Source organism: Micromonospora sp. WMMD1128, assembly GCF_027497235.1.
Taxonomy (GTDB): domain Bacteria; phylum Actinomycetota; class Actinomycetes; order Mycobacteriales; family Micromonosporaceae; genus Micromonospora.
Genome location: NZ_CP114902.1, coordinates 6,608,012 through 6,630,882 on the forward strand (window position 1 = coordinate 6,608,012; position 22,871 = coordinate 6,630,882).

At 70.0% G+C, this 22,871-nt stretch carries 19 protein-coding genes and 2 pseudogenes; 9 read left to right on the forward strand and 12 right to left on the reverse strand.

Annotation, left to right across the window (positions count from 1 at the left end; all coding sequences use genetic code 11):
* Window positions 1-3 precede the first annotated feature (3 nt).
* From O7602_RS30085 to O7602_RS30115, 7 genes are all read left to right on the forward strand, one after another.
* A complete protein-coding gene (locus O7602_RS30085) occupies window positions 4-888 on the forward strand; it encodes a sugar ABC transporter permease (RefSeq protein ID WP_281585953.1) in 885 nt (294 codons plus the stop codon).
* On the forward strand, window positions 885-1,775 hold the full coding sequence (locus O7602_RS30090; protein ID WP_281585954.1) for a carbohydrate ABC transporter permease: 891 nt from the start codon (window positions 885-887) through the stop codon (window positions 1,773-1,775). Before O7602_RS30085 ends, O7602_RS30090 begins: the two co-directional genes overlap by 4 nt.
* Window positions 1,772-3,184: a sulfatase gene (locus tag O7602_RS30095; RefSeq protein WP_281585955.1), complete on the forward strand. Its 1,413-nt coding sequence runs from the start codon at window positions 1,772-1,774 to the stop codon at window positions 3,182-3,184. Before O7602_RS30090 ends, O7602_RS30095 begins: the two co-directional genes overlap by 4 nt.
* A 45-nt stretch (window positions 3,185-3,229) precedes the next feature.
* A complete protein-coding gene (locus O7602_RS30100) occupies window positions 3,230-4,867 on the forward strand; it encodes a hypothetical protein (protein WP_281585956.1) in 1,638 nt (545 codons plus the stop codon).
* Window positions 4,864-6,372 (forward strand): arylsulfatase, encoded by a 1,509-nt coding sequence (locus O7602_RS30105; protein ID WP_281585957.1) that lies wholly within the window; start codon window positions 4,864-4,866, stop codon window positions 6,370-6,372. The genes O7602_RS30100 and O7602_RS30105 overlap by 4 nt, the downstream gene beginning before the upstream one ends.
* A 140-nt stretch (window positions 6,373-6,512) precedes the next feature.
* A complete protein-coding gene (locus tag O7602_RS30110; protein ID WP_281590625.1) occupies window positions 6,513-7,379 on the forward strand; it encodes a formylglycine-generating enzyme family protein in 867 nt (288 codons plus the stop codon).
* The gene (locus tag O7602_RS30115) at window positions 7,376-7,723 is read left to right on the forward strand and encodes a DUF202 domain-containing protein (RefSeq protein WP_281585958.1); all 348 of its coding nucleotides are present in this window, start codon (window positions 7,376-7,378) and stop codon (window positions 7,721-7,723) included. The genes O7602_RS30110 and O7602_RS30115 overlap by 4 nt, the downstream gene beginning before the upstream one ends.
* A 684-nt stretch (window positions 7,724-8,407) precedes the next feature.
* Here O7602_RS30115 and O7602_RS30120 read toward each other — a convergent pair.
* Window positions 8,408-9,409 (reverse strand): hypothetical protein, encoded by a 1,002-nt coding sequence (locus O7602_RS30120; protein WP_281585959.1) that lies wholly within the window; start codon window positions 9,407-9,409, stop codon window positions 8,408-8,410.
* 338 nt (window positions 9,410-9,747) lie between these two features.
* On the opposite strand from O7602_RS30120, the gene O7602_RS30125 reads away from it, so the two are divergent.
* Window positions 9,748-10,812, forward strand: coding sequence for a polysaccharide deacetylase family protein (locus O7602_RS30125; RefSeq protein WP_281585960.1), 1,065 nt, complete (start codon window positions 9,748-9,750; stop codon window positions 10,810-10,812).
* A 123-nt stretch (window positions 10,813-10,935) separates the two neighbouring features.
* Here the strand turns inward: O7602_RS30125 and O7602_RS30130 are convergent.
* From O7602_RS30130 to O7602_RS30165, 8 genes and pseudogenes are all read right to left on the reverse strand, one after another.
* A pseudogene (locus O7602_RS30130) lies at window positions 10,936-11,367 on the reverse strand (cellulose binding domain-containing protein); the annotation flags it as partial.
* Between the two features lie 120 nt (window positions 11,368-11,487).
* A pseudogene (locus O7602_RS30135) lies at window positions 11,488-12,963 on the reverse strand (glycosyl hydrolase family 28 protein); the annotation flags it as partial.
* A gap of 442 nt (window positions 12,964-13,405) precedes the next feature.
* Window positions 13,406-14,209, reverse strand: a complete 804-nt coding sequence (locus tag O7602_RS30140) for an aminotransferase class IV (protein WP_281585961.1) — start codon at window positions 14,207-14,209, stop codon at window positions 13,406-13,408.
* A 22-nt stretch (window positions 14,210-14,231) separates the two neighbouring features.
* Window positions 14,232-15,401, reverse strand: coding sequence for an FAD-dependent monooxygenase (locus O7602_RS30145; protein ID WP_281585962.1), 1,170 nt, complete (start codon window positions 15,399-15,401; stop codon window positions 14,232-14,234).
* A complete protein-coding gene (locus tag O7602_RS30150; protein WP_281585963.1) occupies window positions 15,398-17,032 on the reverse strand; it encodes an AMP-binding protein in 1,635 nt (544 codons plus the stop codon). Before O7602_RS30150 ends, O7602_RS30145 begins: the two co-directional genes overlap by 4 nt.
* Before the next feature lie 2 nt (window positions 17,033-17,034).
* Window positions 17,035-17,712 carry a DUF2461 domain-containing protein gene (locus tag O7602_RS30155; protein ID WP_281585964.1) on the reverse strand — a complete coding sequence of 226 codons (678 nt, stop codon included), beginning with the start codon at window positions 17,710-17,712 and terminating at the stop codon, window positions 17,035-17,037.
* A 7-nt stretch (window positions 17,713-17,719) separates the two neighbouring features.
* Window positions 17,720-18,922 carry a 3-deoxy-7-phosphoheptulonate synthase gene (locus O7602_RS30160; RefSeq protein WP_281585965.1) on the reverse strand — a complete coding sequence of 401 codons (1,203 nt, stop codon included), beginning with the start codon at window positions 18,920-18,922 and terminating at the stop codon, window positions 17,720-17,722.
* Window positions 18,919-19,539, reverse strand: coding sequence for a pyridoxal 5'-phosphate synthase (locus tag O7602_RS30165; RefSeq protein ID WP_281585966.1), 621 nt, complete (start codon window positions 19,537-19,539; stop codon window positions 18,919-18,921). The genes O7602_RS30160 and O7602_RS30165 overlap by 4 nt, the downstream gene beginning before the upstream one ends.
* Before the next feature lie 51 nt (window positions 19,540-19,590).
* On the opposite strand from O7602_RS30165, the gene O7602_RS30170 reads away from it, so the two are divergent.
* Window positions 19,591-20,274, forward strand: a complete 684-nt coding sequence (locus O7602_RS30170; protein WP_281585967.1) for a methyltransferase domain-containing protein — start codon at window positions 19,591-19,593, stop codon at window positions 20,272-20,274.
* Between the two features lie 53 nt (window positions 20,275-20,327).
* On the opposite strand, the gene O7602_RS30175 is transcribed toward O7602_RS30170, so the two are convergent.
* Genes O7602_RS30175 through O7602_RS30185 form a run of 3 tightly spaced genes read right to left on the reverse strand, consistent with a single transcriptional unit; the run spans window position 20,328 to window position 22,815 of the window.
* Complete coding sequence (locus O7602_RS30175) at window positions 20,328-21,080, reverse strand: ABC transporter permease (protein ID WP_281585968.1); 753 nt, start codon at window positions 21,078-21,080, stop codon at window positions 20,328-20,330.
* Window positions 21,077-21,862 carry an ABC transporter permease gene (locus O7602_RS30180; protein WP_281585969.1) on the reverse strand — a complete coding sequence of 262 codons (786 nt, stop codon included), beginning with the start codon at window positions 21,860-21,862 and terminating at the stop codon, window positions 21,077-21,079. The genes O7602_RS30175 and O7602_RS30180 overlap by 4 nt, the downstream gene beginning before the upstream one ends.
* Window positions 21,859-22,815 carry an ATP-binding cassette domain-containing protein gene (locus tag O7602_RS30185; protein WP_281585970.1) on the reverse strand — a complete coding sequence of 319 codons (957 nt, stop codon included), beginning with the start codon at window positions 22,813-22,815 and terminating at the stop codon, window positions 21,859-21,861. The genes O7602_RS30180 and O7602_RS30185 overlap by 4 nt, the downstream gene beginning before the upstream one ends.
* Window positions 22,816-22,871: the final 56 nt, after the last annotated feature.

Below are 22,871 nucleotides of genomic sequence, written 5' to 3' on the forward strand. Positions count from 1 at the left end.
TCGGTGACGGTGGACACCGCGCTGCCCGGGAGACGGCCGAAGTCGCGTGGCAGCAGGCGGGCCTGGCTGTTCCTGAGCCCGCTGCTGATCCTCAACGTGCTCGTCGTGCTCGGCCCGGCCCTGGCCACGGTGTACTACGCGTTCACCGACTGGTCCGGGCTCGGCCCGGCGACGTTCATCGGGTTCGACAACTTCACCCGGGCCTTCGCCGACCCGGCCGTGCACGACGCCCTGTGGCACAACGTCCTCTGGCTCGTGTTATTCGGCTCGATCCCGATGGCCATGGGGCTGCTCGGCGCCTACCTGCTGTCTCAGGTGCCCCGGTTCCAGGTGCTGTTCCGGGCCCTGTACTTCATCCCGTACGTGGTGGCCAGCGTGGTCAACGCCGCGGTGTGGAAGATGCTGCTGTCACCGACAAGCGGCATCGGCCACGCACTCGGCATCGACCACGCCTGGCTCGGCGACCCCGACACGTCGCTGCTCAGCGTCAACTTCGTCGTCAACTGGCACTGGTGGGGCTTCCTGGCCGTGGTGTACCTCGCCGCGATGCAGGGCGTCGACCCGGAGCTGTACGACGCGGCGAAGGTGGACGGCGCCAACCGCTGGCAGCAGTTCAGGTCGGTGACCCTGCCGGGCATCCGCCCCACCGTGGTCTTCCTGACCCTGATGACGGTGATCTGGACGCTCAAGGCGTTCGACTACATCTTCATCATGACCGGCGGCGGCCCCGCCGGGTCCAGTGAGGTGGTCTCCACCCTCATGTACAAGCAGGCGTTCAACGAGTATCAGGCCGGCTACGCCGCCGCGCTCGGCCTGTCCATGACGGTGATCATCGGCATCGTGCTCGCCGGATACCAGTACCTGAAGCGAAAGGGGTGGGAGGAGTGACCGCCTCCATCCAGGAGCGGCCCGCTGCCACAAGCGTGCCGAGGCCCGCCCGGCCCCGCACCCCGCGCCGCGAGCGCCGGGCGCTGCCCGTCTACTACCTGATCCTGATCGCGCTTGCGGTGTTCGCGCTCGGGCCGATCGTGGCGCTGCTGTTCAACGCGTTCAAGAACAACGCCGAGATCGGCGCGAACCCGCTGTCACCGCCGACGTCGCTGAGCCTGTCGAACTTCGCCGAGGCGTGGACCCGCGGCGACTTCGCCACCACCATGCTCAACAGCGCGATCCTCTGCCTGGGCTCGGTGGTCGGCACCTGCTTCGTGGCCGGCATGGCCGCCTACGCGCTCAGCCACCTCAACGTGCGCGGCGGCAACGGCGTGGTGGCGTACCTGTTCCTGACCAGCGCGCTGCCGGTGCAGTTGTTCGTGGTGCCGCTGTTCTTCATGTGGACGAACCTCGGGCTCACCGACACCCGTCCCGGCCTGATCCTCATCTACATCGCCACCGATGCGCCCTTCGCCGCGCTGCTGCTGCGCTCGTTCCTGCTGAAGATCCCGCACGACTTCACCGAGGCCGCCCGCCTCGACGGCGCCTCCGACTGGCAGATCGCCTGGCGGATCGTGCTGCCGCTGGCCTGGCCGGGCCTGCTGACCGTGGCCCTGATCGTCGGGCTGTGGTCGTGGAACGAGTTCTTCTGGGCGATCACCTTCATCCACGATCCCGACCTGCGGCCCATCTCCACCAGCTTCATGGCCTTCCAGGACCAGTACTCCACGGACTGGGGCCTGACCAGTGCCGCCGCCATCTTCATGCTCGGACCGGTGCTGCTGCTGTTCCTGCTGCTCCAGCGCAAGTTCGTCGCCGGGCTCACCTCCGGAGGTGTCAAGTGACCAACCGCCCCAACGTCATCCTCATCATCGCCGACCAACTGCGCCGCCAGGCGCTGGGCTGCTACGGCGACCCGAACGTGGCCACCCCGCACATCGACGCCCTCGCCGGGCGGGGAACCCGCTTCGACGCGGCCTCCTCCAGCTATCCGGTGTGCGTGCCGTTCCGGTTCAGCCTGGTCACCGGCGAGCACGCGCACACCCGGTTCATTCCGTCGATCGAGTGGCGCATGTCGCCGGCGGAGCGGACCATCGCCGACGAGTTCAACGAGGCGGGCTACCACACCGCGCTGTTCGGAAAGTGGCACCTGTACGGGAACTTCGGCCACTACCCGGGCCACAACGTGGTGAAGGCGTCGCGCACTCCGGTGCCGCGGCCGTACCAGGGCAGGTTCCAGCGCTTCGCCGGGTTCGACATCTGCAACGATCCCTGGGACACCTACTACTGGAACGAGGACGACCCCACCCCGCACAAGATCGACGGCTTCCAGACCGACGGCCTGTTCGACCTGGCCATCGAGTACGCCGACGAACGCGCCCGCGACGGCCGCCCCCACGCCACGATCCTGTCGGTCGAACCCCCACACCCGATCTTCACCGCGCCGGAGCAGTACCTGCGGCGCTGGCAGGACCGGCCCGTGCAGGTGCGCGAGAACGTCGACCTGGACCGGGAGTACAACAAGCGCGGCCCGCACGGCAAGGATCTGCTCGACGACCTGCGCACCTACTACGCCATGATCGAGAACCTCGACGACAACATCGGCCGTCTGGTCGAGGCGCTGCGCGCCAACGGCCAGCTCGACAACACCGTCATCGCCCTCACCGCCGACCACGGCGAGCTGCTGGGCTGCCACGGCGTGCTGGCCAAGCAGCGCCCGTGGGAGGAGTCGATAGGCATCCCGCTGATCGTGTCCGGCGGGGCGGTGGCCACCCCCCGCGTCGTCGACGATCCGGTCTGCACCGAGGACCTGTTCCCGACGCTGCTCGGCCTGGCCGGGATCACCCCCCGTGACCCGAAGCCCGGTCGCGACCTGACCCCGCTGGTGCGGGGCGCCGCGGAGCACCTGGACCGGGCGGCGGTGCTGCTGGAGTTCGTCGCCGAGATGCGCCCCGGCCTGCCGTTCCACGACGAGACGTGGCGCGGTGTGCGCAGCCGGCGCTACAAGTACACCGTGCTCGGCGACGCCCACGGCGGCCGGCCGTGGCAGTTCTTCGACCTGGAGACCGACCCGTACGAGCTGACCAACCTGGTCGACTCGACCGAGCACGCGGAGCTGATCGCCCACCACCACGGGCTGCTACGCGAACTGCTCGCGAGCACCTATGACCACTACGTGCTGGCGCCCGCATGCGGGCAGCCCGGCTTCAACGAGTGGGATCCCGAGGCCAAGTTCCAGCGCCGCTTCGGCTGACACCACAAGCAGGCAGTACCACCGAGGACAAGGAGCACCGCCCCCATGCTTCGCAGGACCGGTACCACGCTGCTCGTCGTTACCCTTTTGACCGCGCTCTCCGCCACCCCCGCCACCGCCGACGGCGCGCCCTACACCGGCAAGCAGTACGACTTCGGCGGCGGGATCACCCAGATCTCGGGGACCGTGCCGACCGTCGACGCCATCGCCGACAACATCAGCACCTCGGCGGCGGCCACCGTCGCCGAGATCGCCGCGCATCGCGACACGTTGCCCTACGGCGGGATCTATCCGGCCGCGGGCACCCCCGACCAGTTGTCGGTCTACCCGGGGCCCGCCGGGGTCGCCGCGTCCGACCAGTACAGCGTCACCGCCGCGCTGGGCACGGGCGGGCAGCAGGGATCGTTCGTCTACAAGTCCCTGGCCCGCAAGACCGACACCAACCGGGAACTGGACACCTCCTGGACGTCGTTCTCCTTCTCCGGCCCGGTCACCGTGCGGGTGACCAAGCTCAGCGCGGGCGCGGCGACCGGCTGCATGGTCCGGCCCTACTCGGCGGCGATCACCACGAGCTTCGCGGGCAACGTGTGCACGTTCACGATCAGTGAGCCGGGCAACCTGTCGGTGGAGTTCGAACCGAACATCCACAACCCGGTGCTGCACCCGATGCTTGTGTTCGCCAATCCCCCCGAGGTCGACGTACCCTCGCCGACCGACCCGAATGTGCGCTACTTCGGCCCCGGCAAGCACTTCCTCGGCGCGGGCCAGCAACTGCTCAGCGGACAGACCGTCTACCTCGCGGGTGGCGCGTTCGTCGAGGCGGCGTTCATCGCCGACGGGCCGGTCAGCAACGTCACCATCAAGGGGCGCGGCGTGGTGTCAGGTCTGTTCATGGATACCGGCAACCAGGATCTGAACAAGGATCAGCCCGGCATGGTCGACATCGCCGACCAGGGCTCGCAGAACCTCCTCGTCGAGGGCGTCACGTTCGTCGACGGGCCCCGGTTCAACGTCCGGGCGCTCGCGCAGTTCACCACGATTCACAACGTGAAGACGATCTCGTGGTGGTACAGCACGGACGGCATGGTCGGTGGTCACAAGAGTTTGCTGGAGAACAACTTCGTCAAGTCGAACGACGACTCGATCAAGCTGTTCTGGGGCGACACGATCGCCCGTGGCAACACCATCTGGCAGTTGGAGAACGGCGCCTCCTTCATGATCTCGTGGAACATCCACGAGAACCCGCAGACGTTCCACGTCTACGACAACGACGTCATCCACGCCGAGCACTACCAGATCCAGAAGACCGCGATCTTCCGGGCGCTGCACGCCGGCAGCGGCACCCTGTCGCGCTACCTCTTCGACGACATTCGGGTCGAGAACGCGAACTGGCGGCTGTTCTACCTGGCCATCGAGAACAACAAGTGGTACGACCCGGCGCGTGGCTACGGCGAGCTCGACCAGCTCATCTTCCGCAACATCCACGCGTACACGACCTACCAGCAGCCCAACGTCGTGCAGGGCATGGACGCCACCCACAAGGTGCGCAACGTCAACTTCCAGAACGTGTACGCCAACGGCACCTGCTTCAACAACTCGCAGGCCGGAAACTTCCAGATCGACCAGAGCACCACCAACGCCATCCGCGTCTACCGGAGCACCGACGGAAGCTGCCGCACGTGAACAAGCCCAACATCGTCATCGTCCTGGCCGACGACATGGGCTGGGGTGACCTGGGCTGCTACGGCTCGGCGATCCCCACCCCCCACATCGACGCCCTCGCCGCCCGGGGCGTCCGGGCCGTCGACTGCCACTCGGCGTCGGCGGTCTGCACCCCCAGCCGGTACGCGCTGATGACCGGCCGCTACGCCTGGCGCGGACCGTTGAAGAACTTCGTCCTGATGGGCCATGGCCCGGCGCTCATCGAACCGGAGCGCCCCACCCTGGCCAGCCTGCTCCGCACGGCCGGGTACACCACCGGCGCGTTCGGCAAATGGCACCTGGGTCTGGGCTGGCGGCAGCGGGACGGGAGCGTCCGCGACGCGTTCGCGCCCGGCGCCCGGCTGCACGACGACGTCGTGACCGACTTCGGCCGCGACATCGACTACACCGCGCCGTTCACCGGCGGGCCCCTCGAACTGGGCTTCGACCGGTTCTACGGCATCGCCGGGTCGCTTGACATGCCGCCGTACGCATTCCTCGACCAGGACCGCACCGTCGGCGTGCCCGACATCGAGAAGCCGCACTATCTCACCGAGCAGCGACCCGGCCTGGCCGTGCCCGGCTTCGACGAGGCGGCGGTGGACACCACCTTCACCACGAAGGCCGTGGAGTGGATCCGGTCGGTCCCGGCCGATCGGCCGTTCCTGGCCTACGTGACCCCCAGCGCCCCACACCGGCCCTGCGTACCGCCGGATGTGGTGCGCGGCGCGTCCGGGCTCGGCGACCGCGCCGACGCGGTGTGCCTGGTCGACTGGATCGTCGGGCAACTCGTCGACGCCATCGACGAGCGTGGCCAGCGTGAGGACACGCTGTTCATCGTGACAAGCGACAACGGCGCTGTCATGATCTTCGACGACGACGGGGACAGCGCCGTGCACCGGCCCAACGGCGACTGGCGTGGCCAGAAGGGTGACCTGTGGGACGGCGGGCACCGCGAGCCGTTCGTCGCCTGTTGGCCGGGCCGGCTGCCCGAGGGCGGCGTGCTCGACGCCCCGATCTGCCTGACCGACGTGCTGCCGACGGTGGCTGCCGCGGCGGAGGTCACGCTGCCCGACGGGGCCGCGCCCGACGGCGTGGACCTGCTGGAGGCGCTGCGTGGGGACGCGACTGCTGCCCCGCCCGCCGACCGGCCGCTGGTCCACCACAGCCTCGGCGGCCGGTTCGCGATCCGCCGCGGGCCGTGGAAGGCGATTTTCGCGGCCGGGTCCGGCGGCGGTTTCTCCGAACCTTCGATCTCGGCGCTGTTCAGCTCCGGATCCGGCAAGGCCCACGCCAACCCGCCATGGGACCGCGACCATCCGGTCGGTCAGCTCTATGACCTGGCGGACGACCCGGGTGAGACTGTTGATCTCTGGCAGGAGCGGCCCGAGGTCGTGGCCGACCTCTACGCCGCGCTGCGCGATATCTGCGGCGACGAATCCAGCGGGCTGCCCTTCGACGTGCTTATCCGTCCGGCTCGGTCATGACGGACAATGTGCTGGTGACGGCCTGTTGCGGGCCCGGTGCCCACCCCGACCCCGCCCACTCCGACCCGGCCCCCGGCGAGCAAGCCCGGGCGCTTCCCTTCGCCGTGCCCGCGCACGACCCTCGCGCGGTGGCGCGCGGCATGGTCGCCGTGCCCGGTGGCATGTTCCGGATGGGCAGCGAGGACCCCGACACGTTCCCCGCCGACGGCGAGGGCCCGGTGCGCGAGATCACCGTGGCCGGGTTCCGGATCGACCCCAAGGCCGTCACCAACACCCAGTTCGCCAGGTTCGTCAAAGCCACCGGCTACCGCACGGATGCCGAGCAGTTCGGCTGGTCGTACGTGTTCCACCTGTTCGTCGGCCCGGAGGCCGCCGGCCACGTGCTTGACGCGCACGTCCCCCAGGCGCCGTGGTGGCTGCCGGTGGCCGGGGCGACATGGCGTACGCCCGAGGGTCCCGGCTCCGACGTGAGCAGGCGTGCCAACCATCCCGTGGTGCACGTCTCCTGGCATGACGCGTCCGCGTACGCCGCGTGGGCAGGCAAGCGCCTGCCCACCGAGGCCGAGTGGGAGAAGGCCGCCCGTGGGGGCCTCGACCAGGCCCGATTCCCGTGGGGCGACGAGTTCACCCCGCGCGGGCAGCACCGTTGCAACACCTGGCAGGGCACGTTCCCGCAGCACAACACCGGCGACGACGGCCATCTGGGCACCGCCCGGGTCGACGCGTACCGGCCCAACGGATACGGCCTCTACAACACGTCCGGCAACGTGTGGGAGTGGTGCGCCGACTGGTTCAGCGCCGACGCGCACCGCGACAGCGCGTCGCGCACCGACCCGCGTGGACCCCGGACCGGCACCGGCCGCGTGGTGCGCGGCGGTTCCTACCTGTGCCACGACTCGTACTGCAACCGCTACCGGGTCGCCGCTCGCACCATGTCGACCCCGGACAGCACCACCGGCCACACCGGTTTCCGCTGCGCCGCCGACGAGCCGGAAACGGACCGATGAGTCCCGAACGCCTGGACGTGGACGTGCGGTTCCTGCTCGCCAACGAACGCACCCTGCTCGCCTGGCTGCGTACGGCGCTGACGATGCTGGCCGGAGGGGTGGCGCTGCTGCACCTGTCGGACACACGGCCGCTGGCGACCGCGACGGCGCTGGGGATCTTCGCGCTCGGCATCGTCACCGCGTTCATCGGCTACCTGCGTTACCGCGCCGCGGGCGAGGCGATCCGGGCCGGTGACCTGCCGTCGTCCGGGCGCGGCGTGGTGCTGGTCACGGTCGGGGTGGTGGTGATGGCAACGGTGATCGTGGCCGTTCACCTCACCGGGCTGGGCCGAACCGCGACGTGACCTTGCCCCATTTATGGAAATGCCACCGGATGTGGTCCGCGCCGAGGTCTGGCAGCTACTTGGTGTCCGGTAGCGCGATGTTGATCAGCCGGGCGGAGCTCCCTGGGTGCTCCGTGGGTGCTCGGACGTCGGGGAACTGGCACGGACTCCTTGGACTGGGACGGATTTCGACGCCATCTCCGACCAAAGTTATATCGATCGTAGTCGCTCAAGTCCTGTACCTGCGGCAGCGCGTTCGGACCATGCTGAACGCGGCTGGACCGGGCTGGACGATTTGGTCGTGCATCGACGGATCGGACTACGGATCAGAAGGTTAGGGGTTCGAGTCCCTTCGGGCGCACAAGATCATGAGGGAGCCTGACCTGCCGTAACGGCGGTCAGGCCCCTTTGTTTGTCTGTACATTGTGGTCGGTTGGGTGCTCGGTGGGTGCTCGTGCGACGAGCGTCCCTCACGTCAGGTCTGTCCGGTGGGCGGTCGTGGCGTCCACCCGGGTTTTGATCGTGGGCAGATGCAGTTCGGTGGGCCCCGTGATGGCGATTCAGCTGGCGGATCACGTGGGCTGGAGACTGTGGGAGCAATCCTGGACACCACCGGACCCCAACTGCTCGGGTCCACCAAGGGCCAACGGCTGGCCTCGAAGGTCGAGTGTCGAGGCTGATTGACCCGGCGCCGCCCGCCCACAGTCAGAACCCGGGGTCGGATAAACCTGGCGGGTCTGGCAATTCGCGTCCGTTGCGTTCCGCGACCGTCCACAAGTACCCTCCGACGTCGTCGTTCTCCCTGTTGATGTAGTTCTCAAGCAGGGCGCCGTCGGGGTCCAGGGCGTCATACCGCGCCCACTGCTCGGTGCAGAAGAGAAAGGCCGGCAACAGGTACGGCGAGTCCGGCTCCTGGCCGCTGTCCGCGACGGCAGTCAGCGCCTCGGAGTGGCCGTCGATGACGAGCTTGCACAGTTGCTCGCGGCCAGGGCCGGGGCCCAGCGCACGTAACCACCGGCGGTACCCCTCGGTCGCCGGTGCCGGGAAATCCCGGTGGCTGAGGCCCACCAACTCAAACACCATGGATGCCTGGTGGTAGCTGTCGAGCAGGTCGAACCGCCTCTTCAGGACCGCCACGACGGCGAGCCCCGTGCGCTCTCTGCCGACCGGCGCGGGCTGGCACAGATGGGTGTTGGTGAGCGCGAGATCGAGCACCGCGCGGGTCTCCAGCTCCACGTCCCCGGGACTGCGCGGCATCGGCCAGCTTCTCAGCGCGTACTCGAAGTCACCGAGTAGGACCGGGTGGTTGGTGACGCGCAGGAGGTCGGCCATCGACCCGCGCAACTCGGGATCGGTGGAATTGAGGGCGGCCGCAAGCACCCGTCTGCCGTCGGGTGGTGCGGTGACAAGTCGTACCCGTGGTTCGTGCTGGCAGTCTGGCGCGGGCGCGAGCAGGAACCGCAACGCCGGCCCCGGCGTGGCGATCAGGCCGTCCCAGACGCCGTTGGTCACCTTCTGGTCGCTGCCCCAGGCCAGGGCCAGGGCCTCCTCGGCCATCGCCGCGACCCGCCCGTCCCGCGCACCCGTCATCAACCGGGTCACCGCAGCGACGGTGCCGGCATATGGGTGCCTCAGTCGTCTACAGAGAACTCGGGCGGCGAGCCTCGCCGTCGGGCTGGTGCCGCTGACCGCAATCTGCTCCAGCATCCCTCCATCGTCGGGTTCACCTGAAGCCCGTGGGGTCCTACGGAAAGTCAGGATTCGGTGGCGTTTAGTGCCGGGCATTGGCTGTCGGAATCAAGCGTGCGAGGCCCGCGACCCGGCCGGCGCGCCGAACCCGATGGCGCTGCAGGGCCGTGTCGACGCCACCGAACTCGTGCGGCCCGGAGATGTTGCGGTCGATCAGCCGATCTTTTCCGGAAAACTTCCGGAAAGTCATTGACGCGTTCGAAACGCCGCTGTAATACTCCGATCGCGGTGACATCAATTTCTGTCGATTAATCCAGGCGTCGTCAGGTGTCACCCGTCCCAAGGAGGACCTGCGCATGTACGTCAGCATCGGCGGTTCCGGCCGCCCGTCCGCCGCCCGAAAATCGCGTCTCACCGTCCGGTTGGCGGTGCTCGCCTCGACCGTGGCGCTCAGTGCCGCCGGTCTCGCGGTTGCCGCCACTCCGTCCAGCGCCGCCACCTGCAACGGATACGTCGGCCTCACCTTCGATGACGGGCCGACCGGCAACACCAGCGCACTGCTGTCCGTGCTGCGCGCGAACAACGTACGGGCGACCATGTTCAACATCGGGCAGAACGCGCAGGGCAACCAGTCCGCCGCGCGAGCCCAGGTCGACGCCGGCATGTGGGTTGGCAACCACAGCTGGAACCACGCGCACATGACCTCGATGAGCCAGAGCCAGATGCAGTCGGACCTCTCCCAGACCAACTCGGCGATCCAGTCGGCGACCGGCGTCCGGCCGCAGTTGTTCCGGCCGCCCTACGGGGAGACCAACTCGACCCTCCAGTCGGTCGCGTCGTCGCTTGGCCTGCGCCAGGTGATCTGGGACGTCGACTCCCAGGACTGGAACGGCGCCAGCGTCAGCCAGATCGTCTCCAACGCCAGCCGCCTCCAGGACGGCCAGGTCATCCTGATGCACGACGGCATTCAGAACACCCGCGACGCGATTCCGCAGATCGTGGCCAACCTGACCAGCCGCAGCCTCTGTCCCGGCATGATTTCGCCGAGCACCGGCCGAGCGGTGGCCCCGGACGGCACGCCGCCGACCACCACGCCGCCGACCACCGCGCCGCCGACCGGCACGCCAACCACCCCGCCGCCCACCGGCGGATGCACGGCGACGGCGACGACCCCCAACGTCTGGGGCGACCGGTACAACACCTCGGTGACGGTTCAGGGGGCCAGCAACTGGACCGTTGTCGTGGCGTTGACCGCGCCGCAGCGGGTCGCCACTACCTGGAACGGCTCCCCCAGTTGGGACAACACCGGGTACGTGATGACGATGCGGTCCAACGGCAGCGGCAACACGTTCGGCTTCACCACGATGATGAACGGCAACAGCTGGGCCAGACCCCAGATCCGGTCCTGCACCACGGGCTGATCCCGCTGGCCCGCCCGGGTCGCCGAGGACGGCTCAGGTGGGTGTGGTCGAGGCTTACGTGATCGGCCGGTGGAGCCGGGCCCCGTTGCGGGCGCGGTTCCACCGGCTGCGTCGATGTGTCCGTCAGGAGAGGGCGCAGCTCACTCCGTTGAGGGTGAAGGAACCAGGCTCGCCGGTATTACCGGTGTGGGTGGCCTGGAAGCCGATGTCGGTGGATCCGCCTGCTGCCAGCGTCCCGTTGTACGAGACGTTGCGCGCGGAGATCTGACCGCTGGAGCCCGTGTAGGTGGCGTTCCAGCCGCCGGTCACGGTCTGTCCGCTGGGCAGGGTGAACGCCAGGGTCCAACCGTCGATCGTCGATGCGCCGCGATTGGTGATGCGGATGCTGGCGGTGAATCCGGTGTTCCACGAGTTCATCGTGTAGCTCACCTCGCAGGCGCCCGACTGGCTCGGCGGCGGGGTGGTGGGCGGCGGCGTGGTGGGCGGCGGGGTAGTCGGGGGCGGCGTGGTGGGCGGCGGCGTGGTCGGGGGCGGGGTGGTCGGGGGCGACGTGGAGAAGGTGATGTTCGAGACGTAGGAGTTGATGTTCCAGCTCGCGTCCGGGTCGGTCTGGCTGGTGACCGGTCTGCCCTGGACGGTGAAGTTTTCGAAGTGAACACCGCTGATATTGATCGTCGACGACCGTCCGTGCAGGTTGACGACCTTCTTCACGTCTGAGGAGACGTTCGTGAAGTAGGCGTTCCGGATCGTCGAGGTGTTCTTCACCGTGCGCCAGGACGGCGGGCGATCCTCCTCCAGGTCGATCAGGCTGTCGGTCTGTTCCACCCTGACGTCTTCCCAGCGGGTGTTCGAGACGACGGCGGTGTCGACCGCGTCGATCACCATCGAGCGGCCCGCCTTCACCACGTCGATGTCGCGGAAGACGATGCCGTCCATGGACGTGCCCTCGGTCTTGGTACCGATCTTCGCGCAGGCGGAGTTGCTGTAGCAGACGACGTGCTCGTGGATGACGTTCCTGGTGTTGATCGTGCCGCTGGCGGACTCGTTCTTGGTCGCCATGTTGTCGTCACCGGTGTAGAGGAACGCGTTCGACAGCAGGCTGTTGGTCGACTCGTCGAAGTCCACGCCGTCGGTGTTGTTGTACCCCGTCGTGGGCCGGCAGTTGATCAGCTTGTAGTTCTTGATGGTGACCTTGTCGCTGCGGTAGACGAGCGTGTTCCAGTAGCTGGAGTCGCGTACGGTCACGCCGTCGACCAGGATGTCGGAACTCTCCTCGATCTTCAGCACGGCCAGGTTCATGCCCTGGGCCCGCAGGTACTTCCCGTTCCCGTCGATGACGCCGCGGCCCAGCAGCTTGGCGTTCCGCACCTGGTACATCCGGAGGGAGGCGTGCTGCATGCCCTCGATGTTCACTCCGCCGCTGCCGGTGTTGAAGTCCGCCTTCTGGTTCGAGCCGTAGAGGACCGCGCCGGTGGCCAGGTAGAGGGTCATGTTGCTCTTCATCCACAGCTCGCCGACCTGGTACCGGCCCGGAGGCACGTACAGGACGTTGCGGCTCGCGCCGGATGCGGCGTTGATGGCGCTCTGGATCTTTGACGTGACCAGGGTCGCGCCGGTGTTGTCGACGCCGTAGTCGGCGAGGTTCTTGACGTCGGCGTCCCCCAACTGGGGCGCGTCCGTCTCGGGCGCGTCGATCAGGATGAACAGCAGCTCTTTGGCGTCGAACTGGACGATCAGGTAGTTCGGACCGCTGGTGAAGGTGAGGGTGTTGCCGCTGCGGGCGACCGCGAGTTTCCGGCTCTTGGGGCTGACGGTGTACGAGCTGAAGCCCTCGGCGACAGTGACCGAGAACTCGGCGGTGCCCGTTCCCGCCATCGAGCAGTGCGCGTAGTGCACCTGCATCTCCGGGGCGTACTTCGTCATCTTCTCGACGAACAGCGGCGTTCCGGCGGTCGTGACGGTGTAGAGCGGACTCTTGGTGGCGCCGCGCAGGGCGGGATCGGCGATGCAAGTGTCGGCGGCCAAGCCCGACGAGTTGGCCGTAGCCGCGGTGGTCGCACCGTAGACCGGCGCCACCAGGGTGCCTGTCCCGACACCACCGAGGACGAGGAGAGCGACTGCTATCCAGATCGCGAGACGTTTGTTCTTCATCGGTACCTTTCTCGGGGATTTGGCCACGTTTGTCGATGTGGCCGCACAGACGGATGCCCGGCGCCGGCGGACGGATCAGCCCGACTTCGGCGGCCCTGCGAGCGCACGTGATGCGGCAGTGCCCGGATGGCTCAAGCTCGTGGCCCGGTTGGGTTCCGGCCACGCGGGCGGTCAGCCAGCGAGCGGCGGATCGGCGGTGCCCCCGGCGGCCCGGAGCCGGCCTTTCTGTGTCGCTGCGTCCATTGCTCTGTTTCCTTGCCACGGGGCCAGTCGGAGCCGGGAGCGGCTTCGGTGAGAAGCCCTCGTGCCGGACGCTACGCCGCTAAGTCGACGTTCGTCAATGAAACCGCTACCCGATGGAAACAGAAATTTTCGGACAGAGCAGCGAAACTTTCTCAGAGGGGGGAGTGGGCAGCGTCGACTCGGAGGACGCGGGCCGTGTCTACAACGGTTCTCCGGCGATCGCGTCGTACTCCCGGCGCAGCGCCGCGACCAACTCGTCGGCTCGGGCGAGCGGAACGCCGTCGACCGCGGCGACCGGGCGTAACCCGGCGGTGGCGTTGGTCGTGAAGACGGCAGTCTCCCCGTTCAACTCGGTCAGCTCGACCCTGCCGGTCCGGTGGGCGATCCCGAGCCGGTCCAGCGCGTCCCCCAGCAGCCGCATAGTCACCCCCGGCAGGCAGGGGGCGTCCGGCCAGATGACCGTCTCCCCCCGGACGACCGCCAGGTTCCAGGTGCTCCCTTCGACGACCCGGCCGTCCTCGGCGACGAAGAGCGCGTCGTCGAAGCCGGCCGCCTGCGCCGCCCGGCGGTGATGAACCGCCGCCCAGAGCCCGGTGTGCTTGACCTCCGGCAGTTCCCGGACATACCGCACCGACCGCAGAGCGAGCGGTGGGAGCGGCCCGGCCGGGGCGGGCCGGACCGTGACCAGCAGCCGGGGGGCAGCCGGCGCGGGCGGGCGGTCCAACCCGGGCCGGGAGTCGAAGGCGGTGACCCGGACGGCGACCGCACCGCCGCCGTCCACACCGGCCGGACCGGTGATCATTCTCCGGGCCAGGAACCGCACCCGTTCCGGATCGAGTTCCGCCCCGAAGAGGGTCCGGGAGTCCCGGCGCAGCCGCTCCAGGTGGTGGGCGAGGCCGCGCACCCGGCCCCCGGCGACCCGCATCGTGGTGAAATGCCCGTAGTTGACCAGCGCCAACACGCTCAGGTCGGCCGGGCTGACCGGGGCACCGTCCAGCTCCACTCGCTCCTCCTGTCGGGCTCGGTCAGTACTTGCTCTCCGCGGACGGGCCCTGACGGGGTCCGTAGGGCGCCGTCTCGAGCCACCGGCCGAGCGCGGGCACCACCGGTGCCAGCGTGGCGCAGCACCGCTGCCGGATCCGCATCGCCCGCCCCGGCCGCAGGTGGCGCAGCGCGACCCCGGCCGCGTCCCGGTTGTAGCGTGCCGCCGCGTGCCGCCGCGCGGCGTACCCGGGCACCGCCGCCGGATCGGCGTCCGCCGCCGCGATCGCCTCCGCGGCGGCGACGGCGTCGGCCATCCCGCTGTTCATCCCGCGCGCGCCGAACGGCGGGAACAGGTGCGCCGCCTCCCCCGCGAGCAGCACCCGATGGTGCCCGTCGGTGAGCCGGTCCGCCACCACCTGGTGGAAGTGGTACCGGGCGACCCACAGGATCCGGTCCCGGTATCGCCCCGGTACCACCGCGGGCAGCCAGCGTCGTGCCGCCTCGACACTGTCGAAGGCCGCCGGATCGTCGGTCTCGCGGCACTGGAGGTCGACCTGCCAGCCGCCGGCGAAGGGCACCAGTAGCACGGTCCGACCATCGAGGGACGGATGTTCGTAATGGAAGGTCCGGCGCGGCGGCATGGGCCGGTTCGGATCCTCGGCCAGGTCGACGACGACGTGGAAGCCGTGCGGCCGGGGACCGTGCAGCCCCACCCCGAGCGACTGGCGGACCGCCGAGCGGGCGCCGTCGGCGGCGACGACGTACTCGCTGCTCCACCGCCGGCCGTCCCCGGTCTCCAGCGTGACCGCCTCCGGCCCGGTGGTGACCGCGTTCACCGCGGCACCCCACTCGAACCGGACCCCGGCCCGCTCGCAGGCCGCCAGCAGCACGCGTTCCGTCTCCACCTGGCGCAGGCTGGCGAACGGTGGCAGCCCGTGGGAGTGCGACGGATAGCTGCGGGAGTAGACCAACCGCCCCCGGTAGTACGTCTCGCGGGTCGGCCAGACCACGGACCGGTCGGCGATCTCCTCGGCGAGTTCCGGGCTGAGACCGGCGAGCAGCCGTAACGTCCGGCCGTGCACGAACAGGGCCCGGCTGCCCGGTCGGCTCCGGTCCGCCGGCTCCGCTTCCAGCACGGTGGCCGGCAGACCCGCCGACCGCAGCGCCAGGGCGGCGGTGAGACCGGTCGGACCGGCGCCTACCACGATCATCGGCCGCGCTCCGTGTCGGTGGAGCCGCGACCCGCGCCGGTGAGTTCGCGGATCCGCTCCCGCAGCCGGCCCTTGTCCACCTTTCCCACCGCGGTACGCGGAAACGACTCGACCAGCTCCAACCGGTCCGGCAGCTTGTACGCCGCCAGCCCACGCTCCCGCAGGAACGCCACCACCTCGGCCAGGCGCGGGGTCGTACCCCGTGGTCTCGGCACCACGAAGGCGCAGGTCCGCTCGCCGAGCAGCGGGTCCGGCATGGCGACCACGGCGCACTCCCGCACGGCCGGGTGGGCCAGCAGATGGTCCTCCAACTCGTCGGCGGCGAGTTTGTCCCCACCCCGGTTGATCTGGTCCTTCACCCGGCCCTCCACCACCAGGTGCCCGCTGGGCAGGAGCCGGACCAGGTCGCCGGTGCGGAAGAACCCGTCCGAGGTGAAGGCGGTGGCGTTGTGCTCCTCCGCCCGGTAGTAGCCGCGCAGGGTGTACGGCCCCCGGGTGAGCAGCTCACCCACCTCACCGTCGGGCACCGGAGCGCCGCCGGCGTCGACCACCTTGATCTCGTCGTCGGGGGAGAGCGGCCGGCCCTGGGTGGTGGCCGTGGTCTCCGGTGGGTCGTCCAGGGCGCTCTGGCAGAGCAGCCCCTCGGCCATCCCGAACGACTGCTGCACCGTGCAACCGAGTGCCGGGCCGAATCGCCGGGCGGCTTCGGCCCCGAACTTCGCGCCGCCCACCTGGACCAGCCGCAGGCTGGACAGATCCGAACCGGCGATCCCGGCCATCTCCAGCCAGAGCAGGGCCAGCGGCGGGACCAGCCCGGTCACCGTCACCCGTTCCCGCTCGATCAGCGGGAAGACGTCCTCGACGCTCGGCGTCGGCGCGAGCACCACCCGACCGCCGACGTGCAGGGTGCCGAGGACGCCCGGGCAGGCCAGCGCGTAGTTGTGCCCGACCGGTAGCACCGCCAGATAGCTGTCGGCCGCGGTCAGGCCGGCGTTCTCGGCGCTGAGCCGAAGGTTGTAGCCGTAGTCCTGGTGGGTTCGGGGAATCAGCTTCGGCAGTCCGGTCGTCCCGCCGGAGAGCAGGAAGAGCGCCACGTCCGCCGGGTCCGGGGCGGGCAGCGGCTCCGGCTCGGCGTCCACCGCGTCGAGGGCGACGAACTCCGCCGGATCACCCACGACGAAGACGTGCTCCGGCCCGGTCACCCGACGAGCGAGTTCGCGGTGGTCGAAGCCGAGGTAGCTGTCCGGGATCACCAGCGCGGTCGCCTCGCTCACGGCGCAGAGGTGGGCGAGTTCGCTCTCCCGGTGGGCGGGCAGCGCGAAGACCGGGAGCGCGCCGAGCCGGAAGAGGGCGTGGCACAGCGTCACGAACTCGATCACGTTGGGAAGCTGGACCACGACCCGGTCGCCGGGGGACAGCCCGGCCCGGCGCAGACCCGCGGCCAGCCGGTCGGCACGCCGGTCCAGTTCCCCGTAGGTCATCCGGCGGGCCGGCTCGACAAGCGCGATTCGGTCGGCGTCGGCGCCGGCCAGAGTCCGGAGCCGATCGCCGAGCGGCTCCGGCCGCCAGTAGCCCCGCTCGGTGTACCGCCGGGCGAACTCCGGCGGCCACGGTACGCACCCCGTCAGCATGGTCAGCTCCCTCCGGTCGCGGAGACATGCCGGTCCAGCCAGTCGACAAGCGGAGCCAGCGCGTCCCACCCACCCCGGACGAGGCGTACCGCTTCCTCGCCGTCGATCCCGTCCGACACCCGGTGCACCCGGTCGGCGGCCAGCGACCGGTACCGCAGCAGTTCCACCCGGGGATGATCCGCCGGGTAGCCGCGCGGCCTGGTCTTGAGCCGTTCCCCGATCAGGTGCCAGTCGTCGGCGGTGAGCTCGTCGACGATCCGTTGCAACGCGGCGCCGGAGCGACCGTCGTCGACCGCCTCGCGGTAGCGTTCGACCTGTTCGGAGGAGAGGCCGTGGTAGCCGCCGCCCAGGCGTAGCCCTTCGGCGTCGAGCTGGAGGTAGTAGCCGACGCTGTCGGCCGAACCGGCGGTCAACCCCTGGTACGTCTTGTACGGCGACTTGTCCTTCGCGAACCGGACGTCCCGCTGCGGCCGCCACACCTTGACCGCGCCGTACTTCTCCCCGAGTTCGGTGGCGAGCGCCTCCATCGGCTCGCGGACGCACGAGTCGTACGTCTCCTTGTGCCGGTGCCACTCGTCGCGGGTGTTGTGCTTCTCCAGGTTCTGATAGAAGCGGAACGCCTCGGCCGGGAAGCCGCCGAACGCCGTGGCGTCCGCGCCGTCCTGCTCTCGTCTGCTCATCGCTGGTTCACCTCCGTCGGGTCAGGCCCGCGAAATGGGCCGCGAGTTCGTCCGCCTGTTCCCGGTTCAGCCGCGGGTCACAGGCGCTTGTGTAGCGGGGCTGCGCGACCCGCGCCGGGGAGACCGGCGTGTCGACCGGGGCGGCGACGCACTCGGTCACGTCTTCCGGAGTCACCTCCAGGTGCAGCCCGGCCGGGTGCAGCCGGTGGGCGGCGAGGATCCGGACGAAGGCGGTCGCCTCGTCGTGGATCGCCTCCACCGGCCGGGTCTTCGCGCCGGAGCGCAGCCGGTACGTGTTGCCGTGCATCGGGTCGCACAGCCACAGCACTGGTGCCCCGTGCCGGCGGATCGCGAGCGCCAGCTCCGGCAGGATGCGCCGGATCCGCTGGGAGCCGAGCCGGACGATGAACGACACCTTGCCGGGCCGGCCCTGCGGGTTGAGCACCCGGCTCAGCCGGACCGCCTCGGTGACGGTGATGGACGGTCCGATCTTGACCCCGACCGGGTTGCTCAGCTCCGCCGCCCACCGCACGTGCCAGCCGTCCGATGCCCGGGTCCGGTCGCCGATCCACAGGAGATGTCCGGAGGAGGCGTACCGACCGGCCGCTCCGGTCCGCTCCAGGGCGGTCTCGTAGTCGCACAGCAGCGCCTCGTGCGAGGCGAAGAGCGGGGCGTCGGCCGGGTCGGACCACTCCGGGTCGGTCCCGGAGCGTCGCCGGAGCTGGCGCAGGACGAAGGCGGCGCAGTCGTACCCGGTCAGCATCCGGTGCGGATCGGGGGTACGGGACACGGGGTCCGCCTCCGGTCGGTTGATCAGGTCTCCCCGGTACGCGGGGAGCACCGTGCCGTCGGGCAGCCGCTCCCACGCCGACGAGCGCGGCTTCGCGTACTGACCGGCGATCCGCCCGACCGGTACCACCGGCAGCCCGGAACCTCGGTGCAGCCGCGCGGCGAGGCCGGTCAACTGGGTCAGCCGGGCGGCGATCGGCTCCGGGGCGGCCTCGGTGAACCGCTCCGCGCAGTCGCCGGCCTGCAACACCAGCGCCTCGCCCCGGGCCGCCCGGTCGAGCTGCCCGGCGAGGACGGCGCACTCCGCTTCGGAGACCAGGCCGGACCGGTTGGCGAGTATCTCCCGTACGCCCGCCACGGCCGCCGGGTCCGGCCACTCCGGCTGTTGGAGCGCCTCCCGCTCGGCGACGGACCTGGTCACGGCGCGATCCGTTCGCCGTTCCAGCCGTCTCCGGTGCGCCGGTACCGCAGCCGCTCCGGCACGTCGGCGGGGCCACCCTGCCAGAATTCGAGCGACTCGGGTAACAGTCGTAGCCCGCCCCACTGCGTGGGCCGAGGAATTTCCTGTCCCGCGAAGCGCCGCTCGGTGGCCGCGATCCGGCCGGTCAGCGGCTCGTCGAGCACCGACCGCTGGTCGGTCGACCAGGCCAGGAGCTGCACCGGCCGGGGGAGCCGGCTGAAGTATTCGTCGCTGGTCAGCGGGTCGATCCGCTCCACCGGGCCGCTGACCCGGACCTGCCGGGAGGTCTCCAGCCAGCCGAAACAGAGTTCGGCGTACGGGGAGACGGCGAGATCGGTCGCCTTGCGGCTGCGGTAACCGGTGAAGAAGACGAAGCCGGTGTCGACCCGGGCCAGGTCGACGTAACGCGCCGAGGGGCGCCCGTCCGGGCCGACCGTGGCCAGCACCGCGGCTGCCGGGTCGGCGGGGGACCGGGCGATCCACTCCGCGCGCCAGTCCTGGAACTGTCGCAGCGGGTCGGCTCCGCTCCGCTGTGGACTCTCCGCCTGCTGCCTGGGTACTCGCCGTTCGACTCGCAACGTACCGTCCTCCTGTGTTTATGCTCCCGGTACAGGAAAGGGGGCAGATATATGGATTCCCGAGATCGAGACCTGGTTCTGCGCCTGCGGAACCGGCACCAGGACATCGTCGAACCCCGAACCTTCGAACTGCTGGGGCAGGAATGGGATCTCCTTCCGGGGGTCTACGCGCCACATCTGACCCCGTCCGCCGCCCTGTACGCCGAATGGCTCGCCTACCCCACCGGCGGATCGTTCTGTGAAATGGGCTGCGGCACCGGCTATCTCTCCGTCATCGCCGCGCAGCGCGGCTGCGCGGCGGTCACCGCGCTCGACATCAGTGCCGCGGCGGTGGAGAACACCCGGCGCAACGCCGAGCGGCACGGCGTCGCCGACCGGGTGACCGCGCGGTGTGGGGACATGTTCCAGCCGCTGACCGGGGACGAACGGTTCGACCTGATCTTCTGGAACTCCAACTTCGTCGGCGCCTCCCCCGGGGAGTCGCCGGACGACCTGCTGGACCGGGCCTTCTTCGACCCGGGGTACGTGGCCCACGCGGCGTTCCTGGGTACCGTCGGGCGGCACCTGGCCCCCGGCGGGCGGGTGATGCTCGGCTTCACCGACCTGGGCGACTCGGCGATGCTCGGCCGGATCGCCGCCGAACACGGTTGGCGGCCGGTGACCCGCCGGTGTGCTGTCGGCGAGTACCCCGACGGCGAGCTGCGGTACGAGCTGATCGAGCTGCTCCGCTCGTGAGACCGTTGGGGCTGAGCCACCCGTCCGCGCGGGTGGCTCAGCCCGGTCGGCGGTCATCGCCGAGCGAGCCGCAGCGCCAGCGGACCCAGCAGCAGCGTGGCACCGAGCACCCAGGCCAGGGTCTGCAGCACCGGCACCAGGACCGGCCCACCCGAGGAGAGGCCGACCAGCGCGGCGTGCGCGCAGCTCAACGGATTCGCCCGGATCGCCGGCTGGGCCCACCCCGGGAACGCCGACAGCGGCACCAGGCAGGTGGAAACCAGCAGGAGCAACGTGACCGGCGCGTTCAGGGAGCTGGCCGCCGCCTCGGCGCTGCGGGCGGTCAGGGCCACCACCAGGGCCGCCCAGAGAAAGATCAGCGCGAACAGCAGCACCACCAGGAGGAAGCCGACCGCCGCCGGGAAGCCCTGCTCGAACCGGAATCCGACGAGGTAGCCCACCGCGACGGTCACCGCGGTGACCAGCACGAACTTGACCACGTCGCCGGCGATCCGGCCGAGCAGCGGGGACATCCGGGCGATCGGCATGGTCCGCAGCCGCCCCTGGAACCCGCCGTGCACGTCCGCGTGGAATCCGACGGCCGTGCCCACACAGCTGTAGGCGACGCTGAACAGCACGATCCCCGGGGCCAGCCGGGCGATGTACGGCTCGCCGGTGGCCCCGCCGACCACCTCGCCGAACATCACCAGCAGCAACAGCAGCAGGACCAGCGGAAAACTGACGGCGTCACCGAGCAGCCGTGGGCTGCGCACGAACCGGCGCAGGTTCCGGCCGGCCAGGACCGACGCTTCGTGCCCGACACTCATCGAGCCCTCCTGAATGCGCGCGTGGCGGCCCACGAGAAGATCACCAGCAGCCCGGCCAGCCAGGCGACCGCCGGCCAGACCCGCCCCCAGGACGGCGTCGCCGAGGCGAGCGACCGCAGGGCCTCGATGACCACCGAGACCGGGGAGAACCGGATCACCGGTTCCAGCCAACCGGGGAAGGCGTCGGCCGGCACGAACGCGCTGGAGAGCATGATCAGGGCCAGATACGGCAGGTTGAGCGTCGCCGCCACCGCCTCCGGGTCGGTCGAGGAGAGGCCCACCGCTGTCGTCGCCGCTGTCAAGGTCAGCGCGAACGCCAGCGCGAGCAGCACGAACCCGAGTGCGGCCGGGACGCCACCGTGGAACCGGAACCCCGCGAGGTATCCGGTGGCACTGATCACCACCACGGCGAGCACCGCCCAGACGGCGTCCGAGGCGAGCCGTCCGGTCACCACCGCCGCCCGGCTGACCGGCATCGACAGGCAGCGGGTGAGCATCCCCGAGGCCCGGTCGGCGGCGGAGGCGGCGCCCGACGTGTTCGCCACCGTGAACATCCACTGCGCGACGATCGCCGGCGGCAGGAACTGGGCGTAGTCCAGCCCGCGCTCGGAGAAGAGCCGGCCGAAAAGCAACAGGAACCCGAATACGAAGATCACCGGGAACACACCGAACACGACGAGCATCTCGGCGTTGGCCCGCTGCCGCAGGTTCCGGCCGGCGAGTACGGAGCCCTGGGTGACCAGGTTTCCGATCCCGTGCTCGGTGCCGGTCGCCGCCGTCATGCCCGGGACCTCTCCGCGCTCGGCCGCTGCGTCCCGTCCGAGGTGAAGGCGAAGAACACCTCGTCCATCGTGGGTTTGCGCAGGGCCACGTTCTCGGCCTCGATACCCGCCTCCTCGAGCAGCCGGACCACGTCGGCCAGCATCCGGGCCCGAGGCGCCGGCACGACGAGTGCGCCGTCCCGCTCGGTGACCTCGTCCATCCCGGAACGGAGCGCGGCGGCGGCCTCCTCCTTGCGGTCTGCGGGCACCTCGATCTCGCACACCTGGCCGCCGACCCGCTCCTTGAGCTCGTCGGGGGTCCCCTCGGCGATCACCTGTCCGTCGTCCAGCACCACGACCCGATCGGCCAGGCGGTCGACCTCTTCGAGGTACTGGCTGGTCAGCAGGACTGTGCTGCCGCCGTCGCGGAGCTGGCGGATGAGCTGCCACATCTCCTCCCGGCTGCGCGGGTCGAGCCCGGTGGTGGGCTCGTCGAGGAAGAGCACCGGTCGCTCGACCACCAGGCTGGCGGCCAGGTCGAGGCGGCGGCGCATGCCCCCGGAGTAGCTCTTGACCGGCTTGTCGGCCGCCTCGGTGAGGCGGAACCGGTCGAGGAGTTCCTCGGCGCGCTGCCGGGCCCGGGTTCGGCCCAGCCGGAGCAGGCGGCCGAACAGGACGAGGTTCTCCCGCCCGGTGAGCACTTCGTCGAGGGCGGCGAACTGGCCGGTCAGGGCGATCGACGCCCGGACCTCCGCGGGCTGCGCCACGACGTCGTGGCCGGCGACGGCGGCCCGGCCGCCGTCCGGCCGTACCAGGGTGGTGAGGCAGTTGATGATGGTGGTCTTGCCGGCTCCGTTCGAGCCGAGCAGGCCGAGCAGGGTTCCGCCGGCCACTGTGAAGGAGATGTCCGCCACCGCAACCTTGTCGCCGAACTCCTTGCGGAGGTGTTCGACCTCGATGCCTGGTTGTGTCACCGCTTCGTCCTCTCCGGGGTGGGCGCCGACCAGCGCGGTGGCCGGCGCCCCTGTCG